The following is a 16,021-nucleotide window of genomic DNA, read 5'->3' on the forward strand; positions in this document are numbered from 1 at the left end:
CTGCGCTAGCCCAACCCGAAGAGCAGCTGCTTCAAAGCCTCTGCTCGACGCCTTTCCTCCTGCCAACGCCCGGGAGCCAATCGTGACAGTCGCACGACCTCGTCCAGCTCATCGAGCGCGTCTTCCTTGAGATCGAGAAGCATCAGGCATGAGCCCAGGTTGTGGTGTGCGTGGAGCCGATCCGCGTCGGGCTCCAGTCCGGCGCTCCGATGCAGTGTGATGGACTGCTCGAACGCGTCGACCGCGGCGCGGTGGCGCCTGAGATTCATCAGCGATACGCCCAGGTTGTAGTGCGTCCGGAGGTGGTCGGGTTCCAGTTCAAGCGCGCGCTCAAAGTATTCGATCGCGCGCACGGGGCCCTCCAGCTGCTCGGCGCACAGGCCGCGGTCGACGAGTAACTCTGGATTATCCGGGTGAAAATGCAGTGCATTGTCGAAAGCCTCGGCGGCGGCTGCGAACGCCCCCGAGTTCAACGACGCGTGCCCCTGCCGCGCGTAGACTTCTACCACCGATGTGCCGGGCCCGGCGAGCTGATGCACTCGGCTCGGATCCAGAGCAATGGCCCGCTCCCTGGCCTCCGAGGCTTCGTGATATCGACCCAGGCTCTCCAGCACCGTCCCCAGGTCCCACCACGCCTCGACGTCCTGCTCATCAATTCCCACTGCGCGGCGAAACGCCGCGATCGCACCATGGGGGTCGCTCGTGCGCGCCAGGGCCAGCCCTTTGCCATACCAGCCAGACGCGTTCTCGCCATCGATCTCGAGTGCGCGTTCGTACTGCACCAGCGCCTCGGCGGGCCGGTCGCTTTCCAGCAGCGCCAGGGCGTAGTTGCGCCGCGCCCTGCCCGACCCGGGGTCGAGCTCGATCGCGCGCCGGGTACAAGCGTCGCCCTCGTCGCTTCGGCCGAGCTGACACAACAGCGCTCCTCGCGTTATCCAGATGCTGGCGTCGTGCGGACGGATTTCCAGGCATTGCGCGAGACTCGCCAGCGCTCGTTCCGGCTCACCGGCCTGGATCAGGAGATCCGCGACGACGCGAGGAGCGGCCCAATTGGATGGATCGAGGGGAATTGCGCTCTCGAGATACGCAAATCCCTGGTTGATTTCACCTTGTTCAAGCAGGTGAAAGGCAAAACCTGTCTGCAGGCTTGAAGTCGCCGCATCGGTCCGATCCAATGCCTTGTTTGCCTCGGCCCTGGTGCGCCACGCCATTTCGGACTTTATGTTTACCTCCAGCCATCGATCGCAGGCGTCGAGCACCGCCGCATGCTGGCCGAGCTGGACCTGGCAGAACGCCAGATTCGTCCACGCGTCTTCGACTTTGGCATCGGTGGCGACGATGCGCTCGAAGCACTCGAGCGCATCCTGCCAGCGGCCGAGGTTCATCAGCGCGACCCCGTAGGTGAACGACAGGCTGTGCTCGGTCGAGCCCAGGGCAAGCGCGCGTTCGGAGCACTCTATGGCCCTTTCGTGTTCGCCACTGGCGACGAGGCAATCGGCCAGGCGTCGCCACGCGTCCGCGTGATCCGGCTCACGTTCCAGCAGATGCCCGAACGCCTCTATTGCTTCGCCATGGTGTCCTGCCAGCTCGAGACAATTCGCTTCCCGGTACAGGTAGTCGATGCGCGTCGGGTCGAGTCGGCGGGCGCTCGCAAAGCTGTCAAGCGCTTCATCGAAGCGGCGAAGCGCCTGCAGCGCCGCTGCGCGGCTCGCGTGATCCTCGGCAGACCGGGGTTGACTCGAAGCGACTCGTCCATACTCCACCTCTGCGGCCTTGCGCCGGCCCTGCCGGATTAAGATCGTCGCCTTGTTTGTAAGCGCGCTCACCGCCAACCGATCGTCCAGCCGGGCTGCGTGGTCCAGGGCTTCCAGTGCTTCATCGAATCGTACGAGCTGGCCAAGGCATACCCCGCGCCTCGCGTGAGCGACAGCCCATTTCGGGCGCGCGACGATCGCCCGGTCATAGGCCGCAAGCGCTTCGCCGAGCTGGTTGCGCTCGTGAGCATGGGCGCCCACGCTCATCCAGGTCTGGGCGACGTCCTCGGCCGATGCCTGTGTCTCTGCCTTCACGAAACACCGCCTGGCGTCTTCGACGCGTTCGAGGTGCTGCAGGCAGTAGCCCTGCCAAATCCAACCGCTCGCGGCAGCCGGCTCGAGCTCGCAGGCGCGCGCGAAATCGCCCGCCGCCGCCTGGTAACGCCGGAGCCGCAGAAGAGTGAGCCCGCGGTTATGCACGATGCGATTGCCTGACGGAGAAAGCCTGATAGCCTCGTCGTAAAAGCCTAGCGCCGTCTCGAGTTCGCCCAGCTGGGCGTAGCAGTTGGCCATCGCCAGCGGGATAGCTCCGTCGTCCGGGCCGGGCTCACCCTGACGCGCGCGCTCATAGCTTGCGATGGCATCGCGAAAATGGCCGACACCTTCCTCTGACTGCGCCTTGCCATACCACGCCGAGCGCCACTCGGGCTCGAGGTCGAGCACCACCTGGAAATGTCTGAGCGCTTGCGCGTAGCGATCGGCACGCAGCGCAGCCCGCCCGCGCTCGATTAGAGACTCAATAGTCATCTCGGCCTACCTTCGCATGTGATTTCTGAAAATGGTTACAGTTACCTCAATTACCTGAACCAGGTTGATCACTATTTGAGTTAGCTGTCACGATAGCACCGTCGTTTACAGTTGCACCCTCGGTGCCGTGACCGGCACACTCGCCAATGCGTCCGAAGTAACCAACTGCCCTTGAGCGCTGAGTAGCTGGTTATCTCCGCACAACGGGCGTCCTTCGTATGTGGCCGCAGTGGCCGAAGACCGGCCGAAGGGCGTAGCTTGGCGACGGTCTGGACGTCGGCTCGAACCGTCGTTTGCTCCGTGCGAGCCCAACGACGGGTCCTGGCCCGAAAGCAGGCCTGCCATGAAAGCGCGCATTGCGCTCACCTCGACGGCACCGCCGCCGTTCAAAGCGGAGCACGCGCGAGCTCTCAGCGCTCGTAGGATTCGATGCGCGCGGCCGCGCTCAGCGGCACCAGGAACGCGCTCGGATCAGGCAGCACTTTCTCCCGCACCGCCGCCAGCGTGATCTCGCCGCCGTAGCTCACCGATGACTGCAGGTGGCCGCGGATGCGCTCCAGGATGCCACTGACGCTACCGCGGTAAGGCACCTGGATTTCCTGGCCTTCGGGCGCGGTTTCGAGCGCCGCGTCGAGCTCTTCGCTGCTGCCACTGTCGTACAGCGTTTCGAGCACGGCCTCGGGCGAGGTCATGCCGCGGTAGATCTTTTTCTTCATGTGGGTCGCCGGATCCTCTATCACGCGGCCCGGCGCCTCGTCGGTGCCGGACAGCGCGCTGCCGAGCATCACCGTCGACGCCCCGCAGATCAGGGCGAGAAAGATATCCTTGTCGGTTTTCACGCCGCCGTCGGCCATGATCGGCAGGCTGCCACCGACGGCGAGGTAGGCCTCGCGGATGGCCTGCAGCTGCGGCACGCCAGCCGCCGTTTCCAGCCGCGTGCGGCAGCCGCGGCCCGGCCCGACCCCGACCTTGACGGCATCGGCGCCGATATCGCGCATGAAGCGCGCGCCGGCGCCGGTGGCGACGTTGCCGCAAACCAACGGCACGCTGCCAAACTTGCCGCGCAGCCCGGCGACCGCCTGCTCCATGATTAGCGAGTGGCCGTGGGCGATGTCGATGAACAGCAGATCGGCGCCGGCCTCCAGCAACGCGGCGGCCCGCTCCAGGTAATCGCCGCGGGCGCCGACCGCCGCGGCGCAGCGCAGATGGCCGGCGCTGTCCTTGCTGGCGCCGGGCTGTGCGCGCTTGAGATTGATGTCGCGGCGTGTGATCAGCCCATGGATACGATTCGCGACATCGATCAGCGGCAGGCGCTCGATGCGGTGTTCGAACATCAGCCGTTCGGCCTCCTCAGTGCGGATGTCCGGCGCGCCGGTCACCAGGCGGGACAGCGGTGTCATAAAATCGTCGACCGCTCGATCTTCGTCAGCGCCGTGCACCGGCGTATCGCGGTTCGAGAGCAAGCCGGCCAGCACGTTCGAGCCGCTGGCCGTCTCGATCAGGATGCCGGTGATGCCGTTCTGCCGCGCGAAACGCCTGGCCTGGCGGATAGTGGTGCCCGCCGGCAGGCACAGCGGACTGGCGATCACGGCGCTCTGGCTGCGCTTCACCACCGCGACTTCGGACGCCTGGCGCGCGATGGACATGCCACGATGCACGACGCCAATGCCACCGTGCATGGCCATCGACCGCGCCATATCGGCGCCGGTCACGCTGTCCATGTTCGAGGAAACGATCGGCAGATCCAAGGCCACGTCCACCGTCAGCAGCGAGCTCACGCTGATCTTGCGGCGGGTCTGCGAATCCGTCTTCTGCGGCCGGAAAAGGAAATCGTCGAAGGTCCTGCCCGTCCAGAAAGCCGCCTCCTCCGGCGCAGCGGCGAAGGCGCCGTGCACGTTCTGCCACCTGCTCGTTGTCATGTGTTCGCCTCGGCTTATGCTACGGTTGGACTCGGGAATATAGTCGATCTGGCAATGAAGCTACCGTAACGCGGCCGGCGCGGCGCCGGATATCAATAGCCATGCCAATGCAAGCACGGATCACCGGCCACGCGACCGCGGCCAGAGTAGCTTACAGCGAATCCGGCTCCGAATTCGTCAGCCTAACGTGACCACGACCCAGCTTCCGCGGGCGTTCTTATGCCTGCTTGTGGCCGATTGTACGCATCGACCATCGCGCATGAAAGCGGCCGAACGAAGCCTTGGGAAGAGCAAGGTTGCGGCCGGAACTGGCAACGCTAGATTTCGGTCTGCTCCGAGATCTCCAGTGCGTCATCTACGTCAATTCCGAGGTATCGCACCGTGCTCTCGAGTTTGCGGTGCCCAAGCAAGAGCTGCACGGCACGTAGTTTCTTCGTCCGTTTGTAGATCAGCGTCGCCTTGGTCCGTCGCATGGTGTGTGTGCCATAAACGGTCGGATCGAGTCCGCTGGAAGCAACCCACTGATTCACGATGTGGGCGTCCTGTCGCGTAGAAACATGAGGTGACGTGGAGACGCGGCTGGGAAACAGGCATTCCTCCGGCTTCAATTTCGCCTTCTCGATCCACGCTGCGGCAGCGATCCTCGTGGGTTCGGTCAGTTCGAACTGTACCGGCCTTTGTGTCTTTCGCTCTACGACCCCGTCCCGTGGCAATTTTTCGGATGACACAGAATTCCGACTTCAAGCGCAACGGGACACGGCGCTTGTGAAGGTGTTTGAGGGCCGGTGCTGCCTCAGATCAGTATTGCAGCGACAGGCTTATCGTCCATCCCCTGACGTGCTCGCCGAACAGGTAGCTGGCGCCCAGTCGCGCTCGGTCTGGGCGCTTTTGATCGGTCACCAGAGGCGTCTCCATACCGACACCCGCTTCTGCGACTGACGTGAAGCCAAGCACATCGCGGTTGGGCCCGAAGAAGCCGGCGTAGCCGCCATAAATTACCCAGTCGAGCGGACGTCCAGCCAGTTGCATGTCGATGGGCGCGGCGTGCTCCGCCCGCAGCGAGTAGATATTGGCGGTTTCGTTGAATTCCAGTGCGCGGTCCGACTCGCCAAAGCTGGAAATCCACGAGCGCGCAACATGGCCGCTGATACTGATCCTTCGAGCCTCGTCGATCCTGTTTCACCCGAGTTCGACACTCGGGGTCACCAACCATGCATTCGTCCGCCAGTTGAACAACAACTCATCGAAAAACGGCTTCAGGAGCTTGGCCGTGCCGTCATAGTCTGCCCGGTTGTCCAGACGGGCGACGCCAAGATCCAGCGCCGGCGCGAGCGTAAAGCCGTTGCCGAGTCTAATCTTGGCGAGCAGCCCGCCCGTAAGGCTGTATGCTGACCACCTGCTTGCGATGCTGCCACCGCCAAAGCCCACGTCAAGATCTTCCTTCTGTTGCAGGTAGTCTCCGGACACTCGCCAATAGAGGTCGGAATCCCGCGAAAGTGCGAGCCAGCGAGACTGGTAGGGCAGGCGAAAAATATCGATGGTCGGCCGATTGCCTCCATCATCGATATCGAAATGTGCCGCACCGATATCGGGTGTCGCCGCCAGGTTCAACATCTGCGCATAGCCCGCCCCCAGATTCGCCTCCGCAACCAAGGGACGGAATATGTCTTTCAAGGATTGTGCCGCGGCAGGCATGGCGGCCATCGTCAGGAGTGTGCCGATACAGGCGGCGCGAGTCGAGAGGAGCATGGCTTTGGTAGCTGGCATGCGGGAGCCTTTCGTCGATTGAGCGGACCGGTAGCTTGCCCTTGAGTCGAAGGGAGGTGAAGAATTGGCCGTCAGTCGTTCCCATTTTCCTGATGTGGAACGGGTAAGCATCGTATGGCAGCCCCTGGCCGCACGGAAACTTGGAGTCCGCTGCGGCCGGACGCTTGCCCAGCAAGGAGCTCTTCGACGGGCAGCTTGCCGATCGGAAACCTGCCATTACCCTCGCGAATGTCATCAGGTAGCTCAGGGTCGCTATGGAAATCTTTGCAAGCGACCCCAAGCAGGCATAAGAACGCCCGCCGAAGCTGGGTCGTGGTCATGTTAGGCTGACGAATTCGGAGCCGGATTCGCTGTAAGCTACTCTGGCCGCGGTCGCGTGACCGGTGATCCGTGCTTGCATTGGCATGGCTATTGATATCCGGCGCCGCGCCGCCCGCGTTACGGTAGCTTCATTGCCAGATCGACTATATTCCCGAGTCCAACCGTAGCATAAGGTGATTTCTACGGATCTTCATACCGTGCAAGCCGGTCGGATCAGGATGTCCCGCTTGGGTAGAAGTGGGTTTCGTGCCAGCCTGGACTCGACAGCTTGCATGGCATCCTTGGCCACGGTGATTCCTTTTTCATAGACCGTGCGGCTCAGTTCGACGACGGGATGAATGCCTTTCCACGTCATGCTCTTTGCCCACTCCAACATCGTTTGGGTGTCGGTGAGCTTGGCGCCGTTCCAGTGCTTTTCCAGGATTCCCCAGCAACGCTCCACCGGATTGTATTTGCTGTGGTACGGCGGATAGTACAAGAGGCGGATGGACTTCCCGGTGTGATCGGCAAACTCGACGATTCGCTTGAGAAATTGCGTACGCCGGCCATTGCTCTCCGGCCCGTTATCCGCCTTGATTTGGATGTGTGTGGTGTGACGCGAGCACACTCCTCGGACGCTTGGCCTTGCAGTCCATGCTTACGCGCATGACCGCCTCGCCTTGGCAATCTCGGTCATGCTCCCGGATATTGGCGAAGATGGCGTCGGTTTCGGGGACTTTTTTTGGGGTTTGGCCTTGAGCACCGGACGCAGCCGGTACCCGTTGCGGTTCAGTACTTTCGACATGCCGCTTCGTGACGGCAGCACGTCGTCGGCAAAACCCCGCGCTCGCAACTGCTTGATGGCTTCCTCGGCCGTCAAGCGGGTAAATGACAAAGTCGTGCGAAAAGTCGGATCTTGTTGGGCATGGCTTTCCGCCAGTTCCCAGAGAGCTTGCGCCACCTCCGGGTGTTTCTCCTCCCACGATTTCGCGCCGCAGCGGAACGCGTGCAGCCCCAGACAAACAATCCCCGTACGTTTCTCATGAAGGCCAAGCTGCACCGTCTGCCGACTCCATCCGAAAACGTCCTCTGCACGCCGAGGATTGCCCCCGCAGTATTTCAGCGTCATCTCCGCCTGAAACACCCTACGGTCCGCTCCCGTCATCTTGCTCGAAGCAAGCCGGATATCTTCAATGTGGACGGCTTCAAGAGAAACCTTGCTTTCAGCTACCGTGGCGACCTTCATCAGTAATACCTCCAACCTCATAACCCAACAGTCGCATCACCAGCCGTCGGAATTAGTCGGCGTTATCAAGCTCATCGTAGGGGAGGCTCTCCGGGTAGGGGTTCTCAGCCCAAACCGGCGGAATTTGTCCATAGCGTTGCCCGCCTTGTTTTTGCTCACTCAAAAATCGGGGCAAGTTTCGCCAGCACCTCGTCCATGATCGATGCTGGCAAGGTGTCTACCAAGCGCGCATTGCGAGCGCCAAGATCAAGCACACGTGGCTGATCGCAGCGAACGACGCCGGTTGTTCTGATGCCCGTCACGGGGACAGCGAACCCAATTCGCCGAGCGAAGTCACCGCCACTGGTGATCGGGCAGACCACCGGCAACTTGGTTGCCTCGTTGAACTCGGCAGGCGACACGACCAGGACGGGACGGCTCCCGCGTTGCTCGCGCCCTTCGGTCGGATCAAGCGAGACCAGATAAATGTCACCGCGTCTCATATCAGCTCGCCACCCACAGCGGGCGCATCAATCCATTCGCGTTCTTCCGCCGGTTGCTGCTGTGAATAATCCGAAGCGGCCAACAGTTCCGCGAGTGTGTAACGCGGCCTGGGCTTGGGATCGACCACCAAGCAGCCATCAGCGACGGCCACGCCTACCGTGGCCCCTGCTTGCAGGTGCAGTTGATCGAGGAACGCTGGCGGAACTGCCAGCATCACTGAGCCGCCGACCTTGCGCAGATTGGTTGTATGCATGCTACACCTCGTTCGAGATAAGTTATATGAAAATATAACTTATCTCGAACGAGGCTGCAAGCCTCAATCTGCCGGAAAACACATGTTTCCCACACGGACGGCAAAGCGTCGCAGACGATGGTCTCGACAGGGCGAAAGCTGACATGGCTTCGCCGAAACAGGGGTGGTCGCCGATGACACTGACGGGAAGTGTAACAACGGCTGGCCGCTGCTGTCCGACCCCGGCGCTTGGTCGCCGAGCTGAGGGCACGACCAGCGCCCGGAGAACTCCTTTGTGCAGACTTCCGAACGGCGCGGTTTTCTGGCCATGCCCACGCCAGTCCGGACGATTGACCGGACTCAAATTCACCCGCACCCTTGAAACCTGGCGTTGAAGTTCCTACGCTTACCGTGGAGGTGACCTTATGCAGACAAGTGTGCTTGAAGGCCGTGAACGGGAGATCCTGGTCGCGCGCAGCGAACCGCCAGCCCGCGACAGCGAGCTGTACCTACGGCAGACCGACCGCGTGCGACCGGATGGTCGCCCCGAGACCCTGGTGTCGGGCGTCGATATCGTGCTCAAGGACGGCGCCCCGAACGGCGTCTTCCGTCAGCTGAACCGTCCGCGGACAGAGAAGCTCAACGCCGACCGGCCGAAGGAGAAGCGCCGCAGTGTCGTGATCGTCGCCGATACCGTCACGCTGCACGGCGAGTTGTCGCTGCCGGAAACCGACGTCACCATCTTCGCCCGCCGGCTAGCAATCCGCGACGACGGCCGCATCAACACCAGTCCGTTGGATTGGGATGTCGCCAAGGCGCCGGACGGCGATCCCGTCAACCGCCGGAAGGCGGGTGACGGCGCCGACGGCCCGAGTGCCGGCACGATCACCCTCTTCCTTGACACCATTGATGCCCCGGCAGCGCAAAAGGCCTTCCTTGCGCTCGGTGGCCACGGCCAGGCTGCCGGGCACGGTTTCGACGGCCAGCCCGGCGACCGCATGTCGACGGTCAGCAACCAGTTTCAACTCCGAGATTCCGGCCACCTCAACACCGCCACGGCGAAATACCCGCATCCCTGCGTCTATGCCGACTTCCATTGGAAGTGGGGCTTCATCCCCCAGTACCACGGCCACTACGGCGCCAAGAAATGGCCGAGCAGCGGTCAGGACGCCGTTGAGCCGGGTGTGCCGGGCTCCGGTGGCAATGGCGGTGCCTTCACCACCAACGCGGCCTCGGCCAGGGCCCTGCTGGCCAACGGCGGCGGACGTGCCGGCGCCAAGGCCGGCGACGTGCGCGGCGGCCGGGCCGGCCATCCCACAACCTGCGCTCACTACGAGGTGACCAACCAGTTCGATCTGTTCCGCGCTACCGCCGCCTCCCACGTACGGTCAATCGACGGCAGCCCGAAGTCCTTCGTGGACGGCAAGAGCCATACCGCCCAGCCCGCCGCCCGCAGCGACGGGAAACAGGGTGCGGTCAGCCTGGTCGAGGCGCCGTCTGCCTGGCTGCATCCGCTGCAGCTGAGGACGGTGTTGCGCTATGCCCGCGATGCGCTGCTTGCCGGCGAGCGCGAGACGGTGGCCGGGTTGCTGAAGCCGTACATGGCCGCCCTCGCGCAGCCGATGCCGACGGCCGCAGGCGCCTGGGACGCGGACCTTACCGCCGCCTGGGCAGCCGCCCAGTCCGACGCGGCATCGCTGCTGACCCGGCTCAACACGCAACTGGATGCCTTCGGCAATCCCTTCGGCTTCATGCCGCTGCTGTCGCTGGCCTCGACGGTCCGCCTGCACGAGCGGCAAGCGGAACGGGCCCTGGAGATGCTGCTGCTCGCCGCCTGGGTCGGCGATTCCGAGCGCAACGCCGAGAGTGCGGCCAACGCCATGGCCAGCGCGATTGAGGACACGCTGGCCGACACCGAGCGGGTGGTGTCCGGGCTGCACAAGGCGGAGGCGCGCGTCGAGGCCCTGGATCAGGACCTGATGGCGCTGGAGGAGCGCTTGCGCGCCATGGGGCACAAGCTCGACGCCGTGCGCACCAGGCTGTACAACGAGGCGTCGCAGGACCTGCATATCCGGGCGCAGATCAAGTTCGGCATCAAGATGGCCAGCGCGATCGCCCAGGTGATCCCCTACGTCCAGCCGGCGGCGGGGGCACTCGGCGACCTGGCCAACGTGGCGGCAGACTTGACCGATTCCGATACCGACGTGCCGGACACCGTCAGCAAGATGGGCGACACCATCGACAAGGCGCGTCAGGCGCAGAACAAGGCCTCTGCGGCGAAGAAGAAGGCCGAGGCGGAAGCCAAGAAGGCCAAGGACACGAAGCCGAACAGCGGCAAAAAGCAGGCCTCGCTGGCCGCCAAGGGCTGGGGCGACGTGGCCGACGGCATCGGCCCCGCCGTCTCCCGCGCCAGCGAAGCGTTCAAGGCGCTGCAGGTGTCCGACGCGCAGATCGAGGCGGAGTTGGCGAAGCTGGAGGATTCCAGCCCCGAGTGGCAGACGGTCACCGGCGACCTGCGCACGCTGAATGCCGACAAGGCGCGCATCTTCGGCGGACTTTGCGCGCTGCTGAACGAGATCGCCGAGAGCTACGGCCGCCTCGCCGCCAATGCCGACGCGGTGCGTCTGCTGCAGGCGGAGAAGGAGGACAAGGTCGCGCGACTCAGCCCGGAGGCGAACGAGGTCGTGCAGGGCATGGCGCAGAACGCCCGCCTGTCGCTGCAGTACAGCCTGTACTTGATGAGCAAGGCCTACGAGACGACTGTGTTCAAGCAGTTGTCCGTCGACTGGTCGTTGGACGCCGTATTCGACAGGATCGTGACGCTGCTTGGCGGCCGCGACAGTCTGGATGCCGCCTCCCTGACCGAAATGGCAACCGCCCTGAAGCCGCTGTTCGACCAGACGGTCGACGACCTGCGCAACCGGCTGCTGCAGGATTTCGACTTCAACAACACTCTGGTGGCGCCGCTGGAGTTCGGCATCACCGACGCCCAGACGCCGGCGCTGCTGGACCGGCTGAACGCTGGCGAAGCGGTGGCCATCGACCCCCTGAGCGTCGGCCTCGTTCTGCCGCAGCAGCAACGCGCACGCGCGGTTAGCTTTGAATGCACCAAGCTGGAGTTCGAACCGGCCGGCCAGGCCCTGCCCGCCTCCGGCAACATGATCGTGACGCTGAGCCCCGGTATCGAGGGCACGGTGCGCCAGGACGAACACCTCTACCTGGTACGCACCGACCGGTCGCGGCAATGGGCGTGGACCTTCAACTTCAGCGGCCGGACGCTGGAGGTGAATCCGCCGTCGCTGGCCGCGCTGGACCTGCTCAACCTTCTGCTGCAGTCCTCCGACGACGACGTGAAGCAGAAGCTGGCCGCCCCGCCCGCCTGGACCGACAACGCCGTCAGCGTCAGCTTCAGCCCGCCACTGCCGCCGCAGCAAAGGCCGCGGATCAAGGCGTTGATCTTTCGTTGCCTGGTCGAGTCCCTGCCTGCGCCGCAGTCGCAGCGGGTGCTGGACATCCGCGGCATCGGCCTGGAGTCGGAGATCGCGGTGGCCCCGGCGGACCTTGCGAGCCGCGCGGCGGGCATGGGAGCGAGCTACCGAATCTTCTCGAAGGGCCAGCAGGTTACCCTGACCGCGCCCGACTGCCAGGGCACCGGCCACTTCCGGGAATGGTCGCTGCTCGGTCGGGACCTGATTCGCTCGGAAAATCCTGAAACGCGGATCGAGCTGTCCGACAACATCGTGGCGATGGCGCAGTACGCCACCATGGTCGTCGAGACAGCGGTGCTGGAACGTTGCCGCGGGATGGACCCCGCCGCCCTGCACGGTGAAGTGGGCGATGCCGCCCAGGTTGAGGCGCTCGCTTCCATTGTCACGGCCCGCGCCGCGGCACCGACCTTGGCCGCCGGCGAGCCGACGCTGCTGCGCGCGGCACCGGAAGACGCCGCGGCGGTGATTGCCCTGATCCCACCGGACGCTTGGCCGACGACGCTGGAAGACGCCAGCGCCGGTTGGCAGAAGGTCCAGTTCGGCCCCGCCATCGGCTTCATCCGCGCCGCCTCCGTCAAGGCCTCAACGCAGTAGAGAAATCTCCGACTGCGCTCGTGCTTCTCTGGCCGCCAGCCGTTCCGTTTTCCGTTCGCCTAAGAGGCCGCTGGCGACCGACCCCAGCCGGACGACAGGTGGAATCTCGTTGGCTCCTTACGACCCTGAACGGACCTTCATGTCTTTAGAAAGCGGACCTTCCAGCGTTGCGGCTAGCCGGCGCGCGAGGGAGGTGAAGCCGACCTAAGCCCGATCTGTGTTGAGCCTCGTGGTAGGCCGCACCGTGTTAGATGTCGAGCTTGAACTTACCCTTGTCTGGCTATATCGACCGAGATCTCCACCGCCGGAATCGTTCCTCTGTTCTCAACTGGGCAGTCAGGGCCATGGTCGCACGCAGAAACTGGTCGTTACTGACAGTTGCGCGCACCGGCCCGAGAGCTGCGCGGCTTGTGGTGTAGTCCTGGCGGAGGATGCCGAGTCGCAGGCTTACACGGCCTGGGACGAGATCGACATCGCGCCGCCAGATCAGCGATGGTTACGTCGTCTACCGAAACTGGGAAAACCGCCTGCGCTGCTGGCCGCACCTGATGCGCAAGCTGCGCGGGCTGGCCGAATCGAGTGATGGCCGGGTGTCCCGGGTTAGGCAAGAGATGGAAGCTATCCCGACCGCGCTGATGGCGGGTATCTATGCGGCGCAGCTCGATCCGCCGCCGCAGGCGCTACCCAAGCTCTACGCCGCCGAGGTCACCCGGCTCCAGCACCTGTGCGAGGTGCATCAGATGGATCAACATCCGGCCCTGCGCAGTGTCGTGCGCGAATTCCTACACGACTGGAAAGTCATCCTGCGTCCGCTCGCCGAGCCCCTGCTGCCGCTCTCCAACAACGCCGCCGAACAGGCGTTGCGACACTGGGTCATTTCGAGCCGCATCAGCCACGGCACCCGTTCCGAATAGGGATCGCGCGTTTTCGCTCTCCTGGCCAGTGTCATCGAGACCTGTCGCCGCCGTGGCACTTCCGCCTGGCAGTACCTCGGCACCGTCATCGCTGCCGCTCGAAAAGGCTTAGCGCTCCCCGCCATCCCGGCTTGAGGCATAGGGGAGTGAACGATTACCCCTGCGCAGCGCCGATCGGGTGCCGCCTATAATGATGTGCGTAGATACGGTCGCGAGGCGACGCCGATGGCCCCCGAGCAGGAACCCGATCCCCGAAGAGACTGCCAGACGATTGCCCGTCGGCTGGCAACCATCACCTTTCCATGGGACACCACGCGGGCGCTCGAACTGGCCCTGTTCCGCACCTTCGCGGCAGCACGCATTGGCGGCTTGCTGCACGGCAGCGGGGAATTCGAGAGTCGTCCCCAGAAGCGCTACGACGACACCGACCTGTTGGTGAGCGAGATCATCGAGCACGGCTGCGACAGTCCGCGCGGCTCGCGAGCCATCGCGCGTATCAACGCCCTGCATGGACGTTTTCGGATCGCCAACGACGACTATCTGTACGTGCTGGCAAGCTTCGTTTTCGAGCCCATCCGCTGGAACGCGCGTTTTGGCTGGCGACGCATGACTGAATCCGAAAAGCTGGCCTGGTTCTGGTTCTGGCGGCAGGTCGGCGAGCGCATGTCGATCCACGACATCCCCACGGACTATGCGGAATTCGAAGGCTATAGCCGCCAATACGAAGCCTACAACTTTCACTGCACTGCCGCCAGCCAGCGCGTCGCCCTGGCGACGCGCGAACTCTTTGCCGCCTGGTTTCCCGCGCTCCTGCGACCGCTGGTCCGCAACAGCATTCACGCCTTGCTCGATCCGCCATTGCTCGCCGCGCTCGCTTTGCGCCCGGCGCCGCGCTGGCTGGCATGGCTCGCGGAAAACGCGCTGCGCACACGCGCCCGGGTGTTGCGCTGGCTGCCAAAGCGCCGGCAGCCGAAGCTGCGCACGCAGGTGCCACGACGCGATTATCCCGGTGGCTATCAGATCGAAGCGCTGGGGCCGCCGCCCTCGGGTCCGGCGGATGGGGCGACGCTGCACTGCCCGTTTTCCGGCCAGAACAGCGGCGCGGGCAGGGCGACGGAGGGATAATCAAGCTGCGGCATGGGCATTGGACGCCGCGCCCAGGAGCAAGGATCGAAGCAGGACCAAGGAGGAAGAGGCAATGACGATCAGGATCATGGCCCGGCTGACAGCCCGGGCAGGCAGTGAGACCGTGCTGGCAACTATCTTGCGCGACTTGTGCGGCCCGAGTCGTGACGAAAGCGGTTGCCTTGGCTACGACCTGTTCCACAATCAGGACGATCCATGCGAGTTCGTGACGGTCGAGCAGTGGAACGATCAGACCGCCGCCGACGCGCACCTGGCGACGCCGCATGTCGCCGAGGCTGTCAGGCTGGCCAGCGCGCTGCTGGCGCAGCCACCCTTGATCCACCGCTTCAGGCAGCTCGCCTGACGGCGACGCAAGATTGGCGACGAGCGGCGACGATCGTCGTGGCGGCAAGCGTGCTCATGCTTCGCATTGCGGTCGTCGGGCCAAGCGTTACACGACATGGCTGGTCGATGGCGGCCTGCCGACGGACCGCCCGTCCGGGAGCGGGGCAGTCCTGTGCTCTCAGTTGACTCAGTTGATCGAGAGCAGCGGCCGGCAAGCCGCCGGCGTCGCCGGCTCGGCCCTGGGAGTTGAGCTTTTTTTCGCCGGTTGGCGGGCCTCGGCGCTGAACCACCAGTCCAGTTCACTGCCGCAACCATCGCCAGCCGGGATGGCTGCCTGCGGCGAGCACTCGCTGCTGTCGTGTGGGCAGTGCAAGCGGACGTGGAAGTGGGCGTCGTGTCCGAACCACGGGCGGAGCTTGCGCAGCCACGCCTTGTCGCCATCGCTGGCGCACAGTTCACGCTTGATGGCGGCGTTGACAAAGATGCGCTCCACGCGGGGATCTTCGGCTGCGGTTTTGAGCAGGGCCTGCTGATCGTCGCCCCAGAGGGGGCTCAGGCCCTCGCCGTCCGGGGTGACCATGCTTGGCGGGTCGGCTTGGTTGGCGGTATCACGGTTGGCGACCGCGGCGGAGGGGGCGAGCTGGAACCAGATGTCGACATCCAGTCCATTCTGGTGGCTGCGGTGCGAACTGGACATCAGCCCGCCTCGGGGCTGGCTCAAATCGCCGATCATCACCAGGTCCGGGCCGCGCCGGGCCTGTTTGCGGGCCAGGTCAGAGACCAGGCGCAATAGATCTGGGTGCCCGTAGAAGCGGTTACGGTAGCGGCGGATACTGACGTAGCCGTCGCCTTCGGCGGGGAGCGTTTGGGCGCCGGCAATGCAGCCGCTGGAAACCCCTCCGATGACTTTGGTGGGGCCTGTGCTGGGGGCCGTTACCTCCGCCCAGGGGCCGGCCAGGGCAGTGCCGGTCACGCCGGCAGTGAGCCAGGTGGCGAGCAGGAGGGCGGCGGGAGTGAAGGTGGCCGGCAGGAGTTGTCGATTCATGG

Annotated in this window: 12 protein-coding genes and 2 pseudogenes; 4 read left to right on the forward strand and 10 right to left on the reverse strand. The window is 64.3% G+C overall.

Features of this window, described 5'->3' with window-relative positions:
- Nucleotides 1-5 precede the first annotated feature (5 nt).
- The 9 genes and pseudogenes from V5B40_RS17580 to V5B40_RS17620 all read right to left on the reverse strand — a co-directional run bounded on the left by V5B40_RS17580 (nt 6) and on the right by V5B40_RS17620 (nt 8,529).
- Entirely contained in the window at nt 6-2,561 is a 2,556-nt protein-coding gene (locus V5B40_RS17580) for a tetratricopeptide repeat protein (protein ID WP_332355699.1), read from the reverse strand.
- Nucleotides 2,562-2,971: 410 nt separating this feature from the next.
- A complete protein-coding gene (guaB, locus tag V5B40_RS17585) occupies nt 2,972-4,456 on the reverse strand; it encodes an IMP dehydrogenase (RefSeq protein ID WP_332355700.1) in 1,485 nt (494 codons plus the stop codon).
- A 341-nt stretch (nt 4,457-4,797) separates the two neighbouring features.
- A pseudogene (locus V5B40_RS17590) lies at nt 4,798-5,187 on the reverse strand (tyrosine-type recombinase/integrase); the annotation flags it as partial.
- 91 nt (nt 5,188-5,278) lie between these two features.
- Nucleotides 5,279-5,509 carry a hypothetical protein gene (locus V5B40_RS17595; RefSeq protein WP_332355701.1) on the reverse strand — a complete coding sequence of 77 codons (231 nt, stop codon included), beginning with the start codon at nt 5,507-5,509 and terminating at the stop codon, nt 5,279-5,281.
- A gap of 150 nt (nt 5,510-5,659) precedes the next feature.
- The gene (locus tag V5B40_RS17600) at nt 5,660-6,358 is read right to left on the reverse strand and encodes a hypothetical protein (RefSeq protein WP_332355702.1); all 699 of its coding nucleotides are present in this window, start codon (nt 6,356-6,358) and stop codon (nt 5,660-5,662) included.
- A 400-nt stretch (nt 6,359-6,758) separates the two neighbouring features.
- Nucleotides 6,759-7,175 (reverse strand): ISAzo13-like element transposase-related protein, encoded by a 417-nt coding sequence (locus V5B40_RS17605; RefSeq protein ID WP_332355703.1) that lies wholly within the window; start codon nt 7,173-7,175, stop codon nt 6,759-6,761.
- Between the two features lie 30 nt (nt 7,176-7,205).
- Entirely contained in the window at nt 7,206-7,793 is a 588-nt protein-coding gene (locus tag V5B40_RS17610; protein WP_332355704.1) for an ISAzo13-like element transposase-related protein, read from the reverse strand.
- A 155-nt stretch (nt 7,794-7,948) separates the two neighbouring features.
- On the reverse strand, nt 7,949-8,275 hold the full coding sequence (locus tag V5B40_RS17615) for a type II toxin-antitoxin system PemK/MazF family toxin (RefSeq protein ID WP_332355705.1): 327 nt from the start codon (nt 8,273-8,275) through the stop codon (nt 7,949-7,951).
- Nucleotides 8,272-8,529, reverse strand: coding sequence for an AbrB/MazE/SpoVT family DNA-binding domain-containing protein (locus tag V5B40_RS17620; RefSeq protein WP_332355706.1), 258 nt, complete (start codon nt 8,527-8,529; stop codon nt 8,272-8,274). The genes V5B40_RS17615 and V5B40_RS17620 overlap by 4 nt, the downstream gene beginning before the upstream one ends.
- Before the next feature lie 404 nt (nt 8,530-8,933).
- Between V5B40_RS17620 and V5B40_RS17625 the strand changes: the two genes are divergently transcribed.
- The 4 genes and pseudogenes from V5B40_RS17625 to V5B40_RS17640 all read left to right on the forward strand — a co-directional run bounded on the left by V5B40_RS17625 (nt 8,934) and on the right by V5B40_RS17640 (nt 14,993).
- Nucleotides 8,934-12,590 (forward strand): hypothetical protein, encoded by a 3,657-nt coding sequence (locus V5B40_RS17625; protein ID WP_332355707.1) that lies wholly within the window; start codon nt 8,934-8,936, stop codon nt 12,588-12,590.
- A gap of 485 nt (nt 12,591-13,075) precedes the next feature.
- Nucleotides 13,076-13,639: pseudogene (locus V5B40_RS17630) on the forward strand (IS66 family transposase); the annotation flags it as partial.
- Nucleotides 13,640-13,729: 90 nt separating this feature from the next.
- Nucleotides 13,730-14,629 (forward strand): oxygenase MpaB family protein, encoded by a 900-nt coding sequence (locus tag V5B40_RS17635; RefSeq protein WP_332355709.1) that lies wholly within the window; start codon nt 13,730-13,732, stop codon nt 14,627-14,629.
- A 73-nt stretch (nt 14,630-14,702) separates the two neighbouring features.
- On the forward strand, nt 14,703-14,993 hold the full coding sequence (locus V5B40_RS17640) for a putative quinol monooxygenase (protein WP_332355710.1): 291 nt from the start codon (nt 14,703-14,705) through the stop codon (nt 14,991-14,993).
- Between the two features lie 168 nt (nt 14,994-15,161).
- On the opposite strand, the gene mepA is transcribed toward V5B40_RS17640, so the two are convergent.
- A complete protein-coding gene (mepA, locus tag V5B40_RS17645; protein WP_332355711.1) occupies nt 15,162-16,019 on the reverse strand; it encodes a penicillin-insensitive murein endopeptidase in 858 nt (285 codons plus the stop codon).
- Nucleotides 16,020-16,021: the final 2 nt, after the last annotated feature.

This window comes from Candidatus Accumulibacter meliphilus, from assembly GCF_036625345.1.
Lineage (GTDB): Bacteria > Pseudomonadota > Gammaproteobacteria > Burkholderiales > Rhodocyclaceae > Accumulibacter > Accumulibacter meliphilus.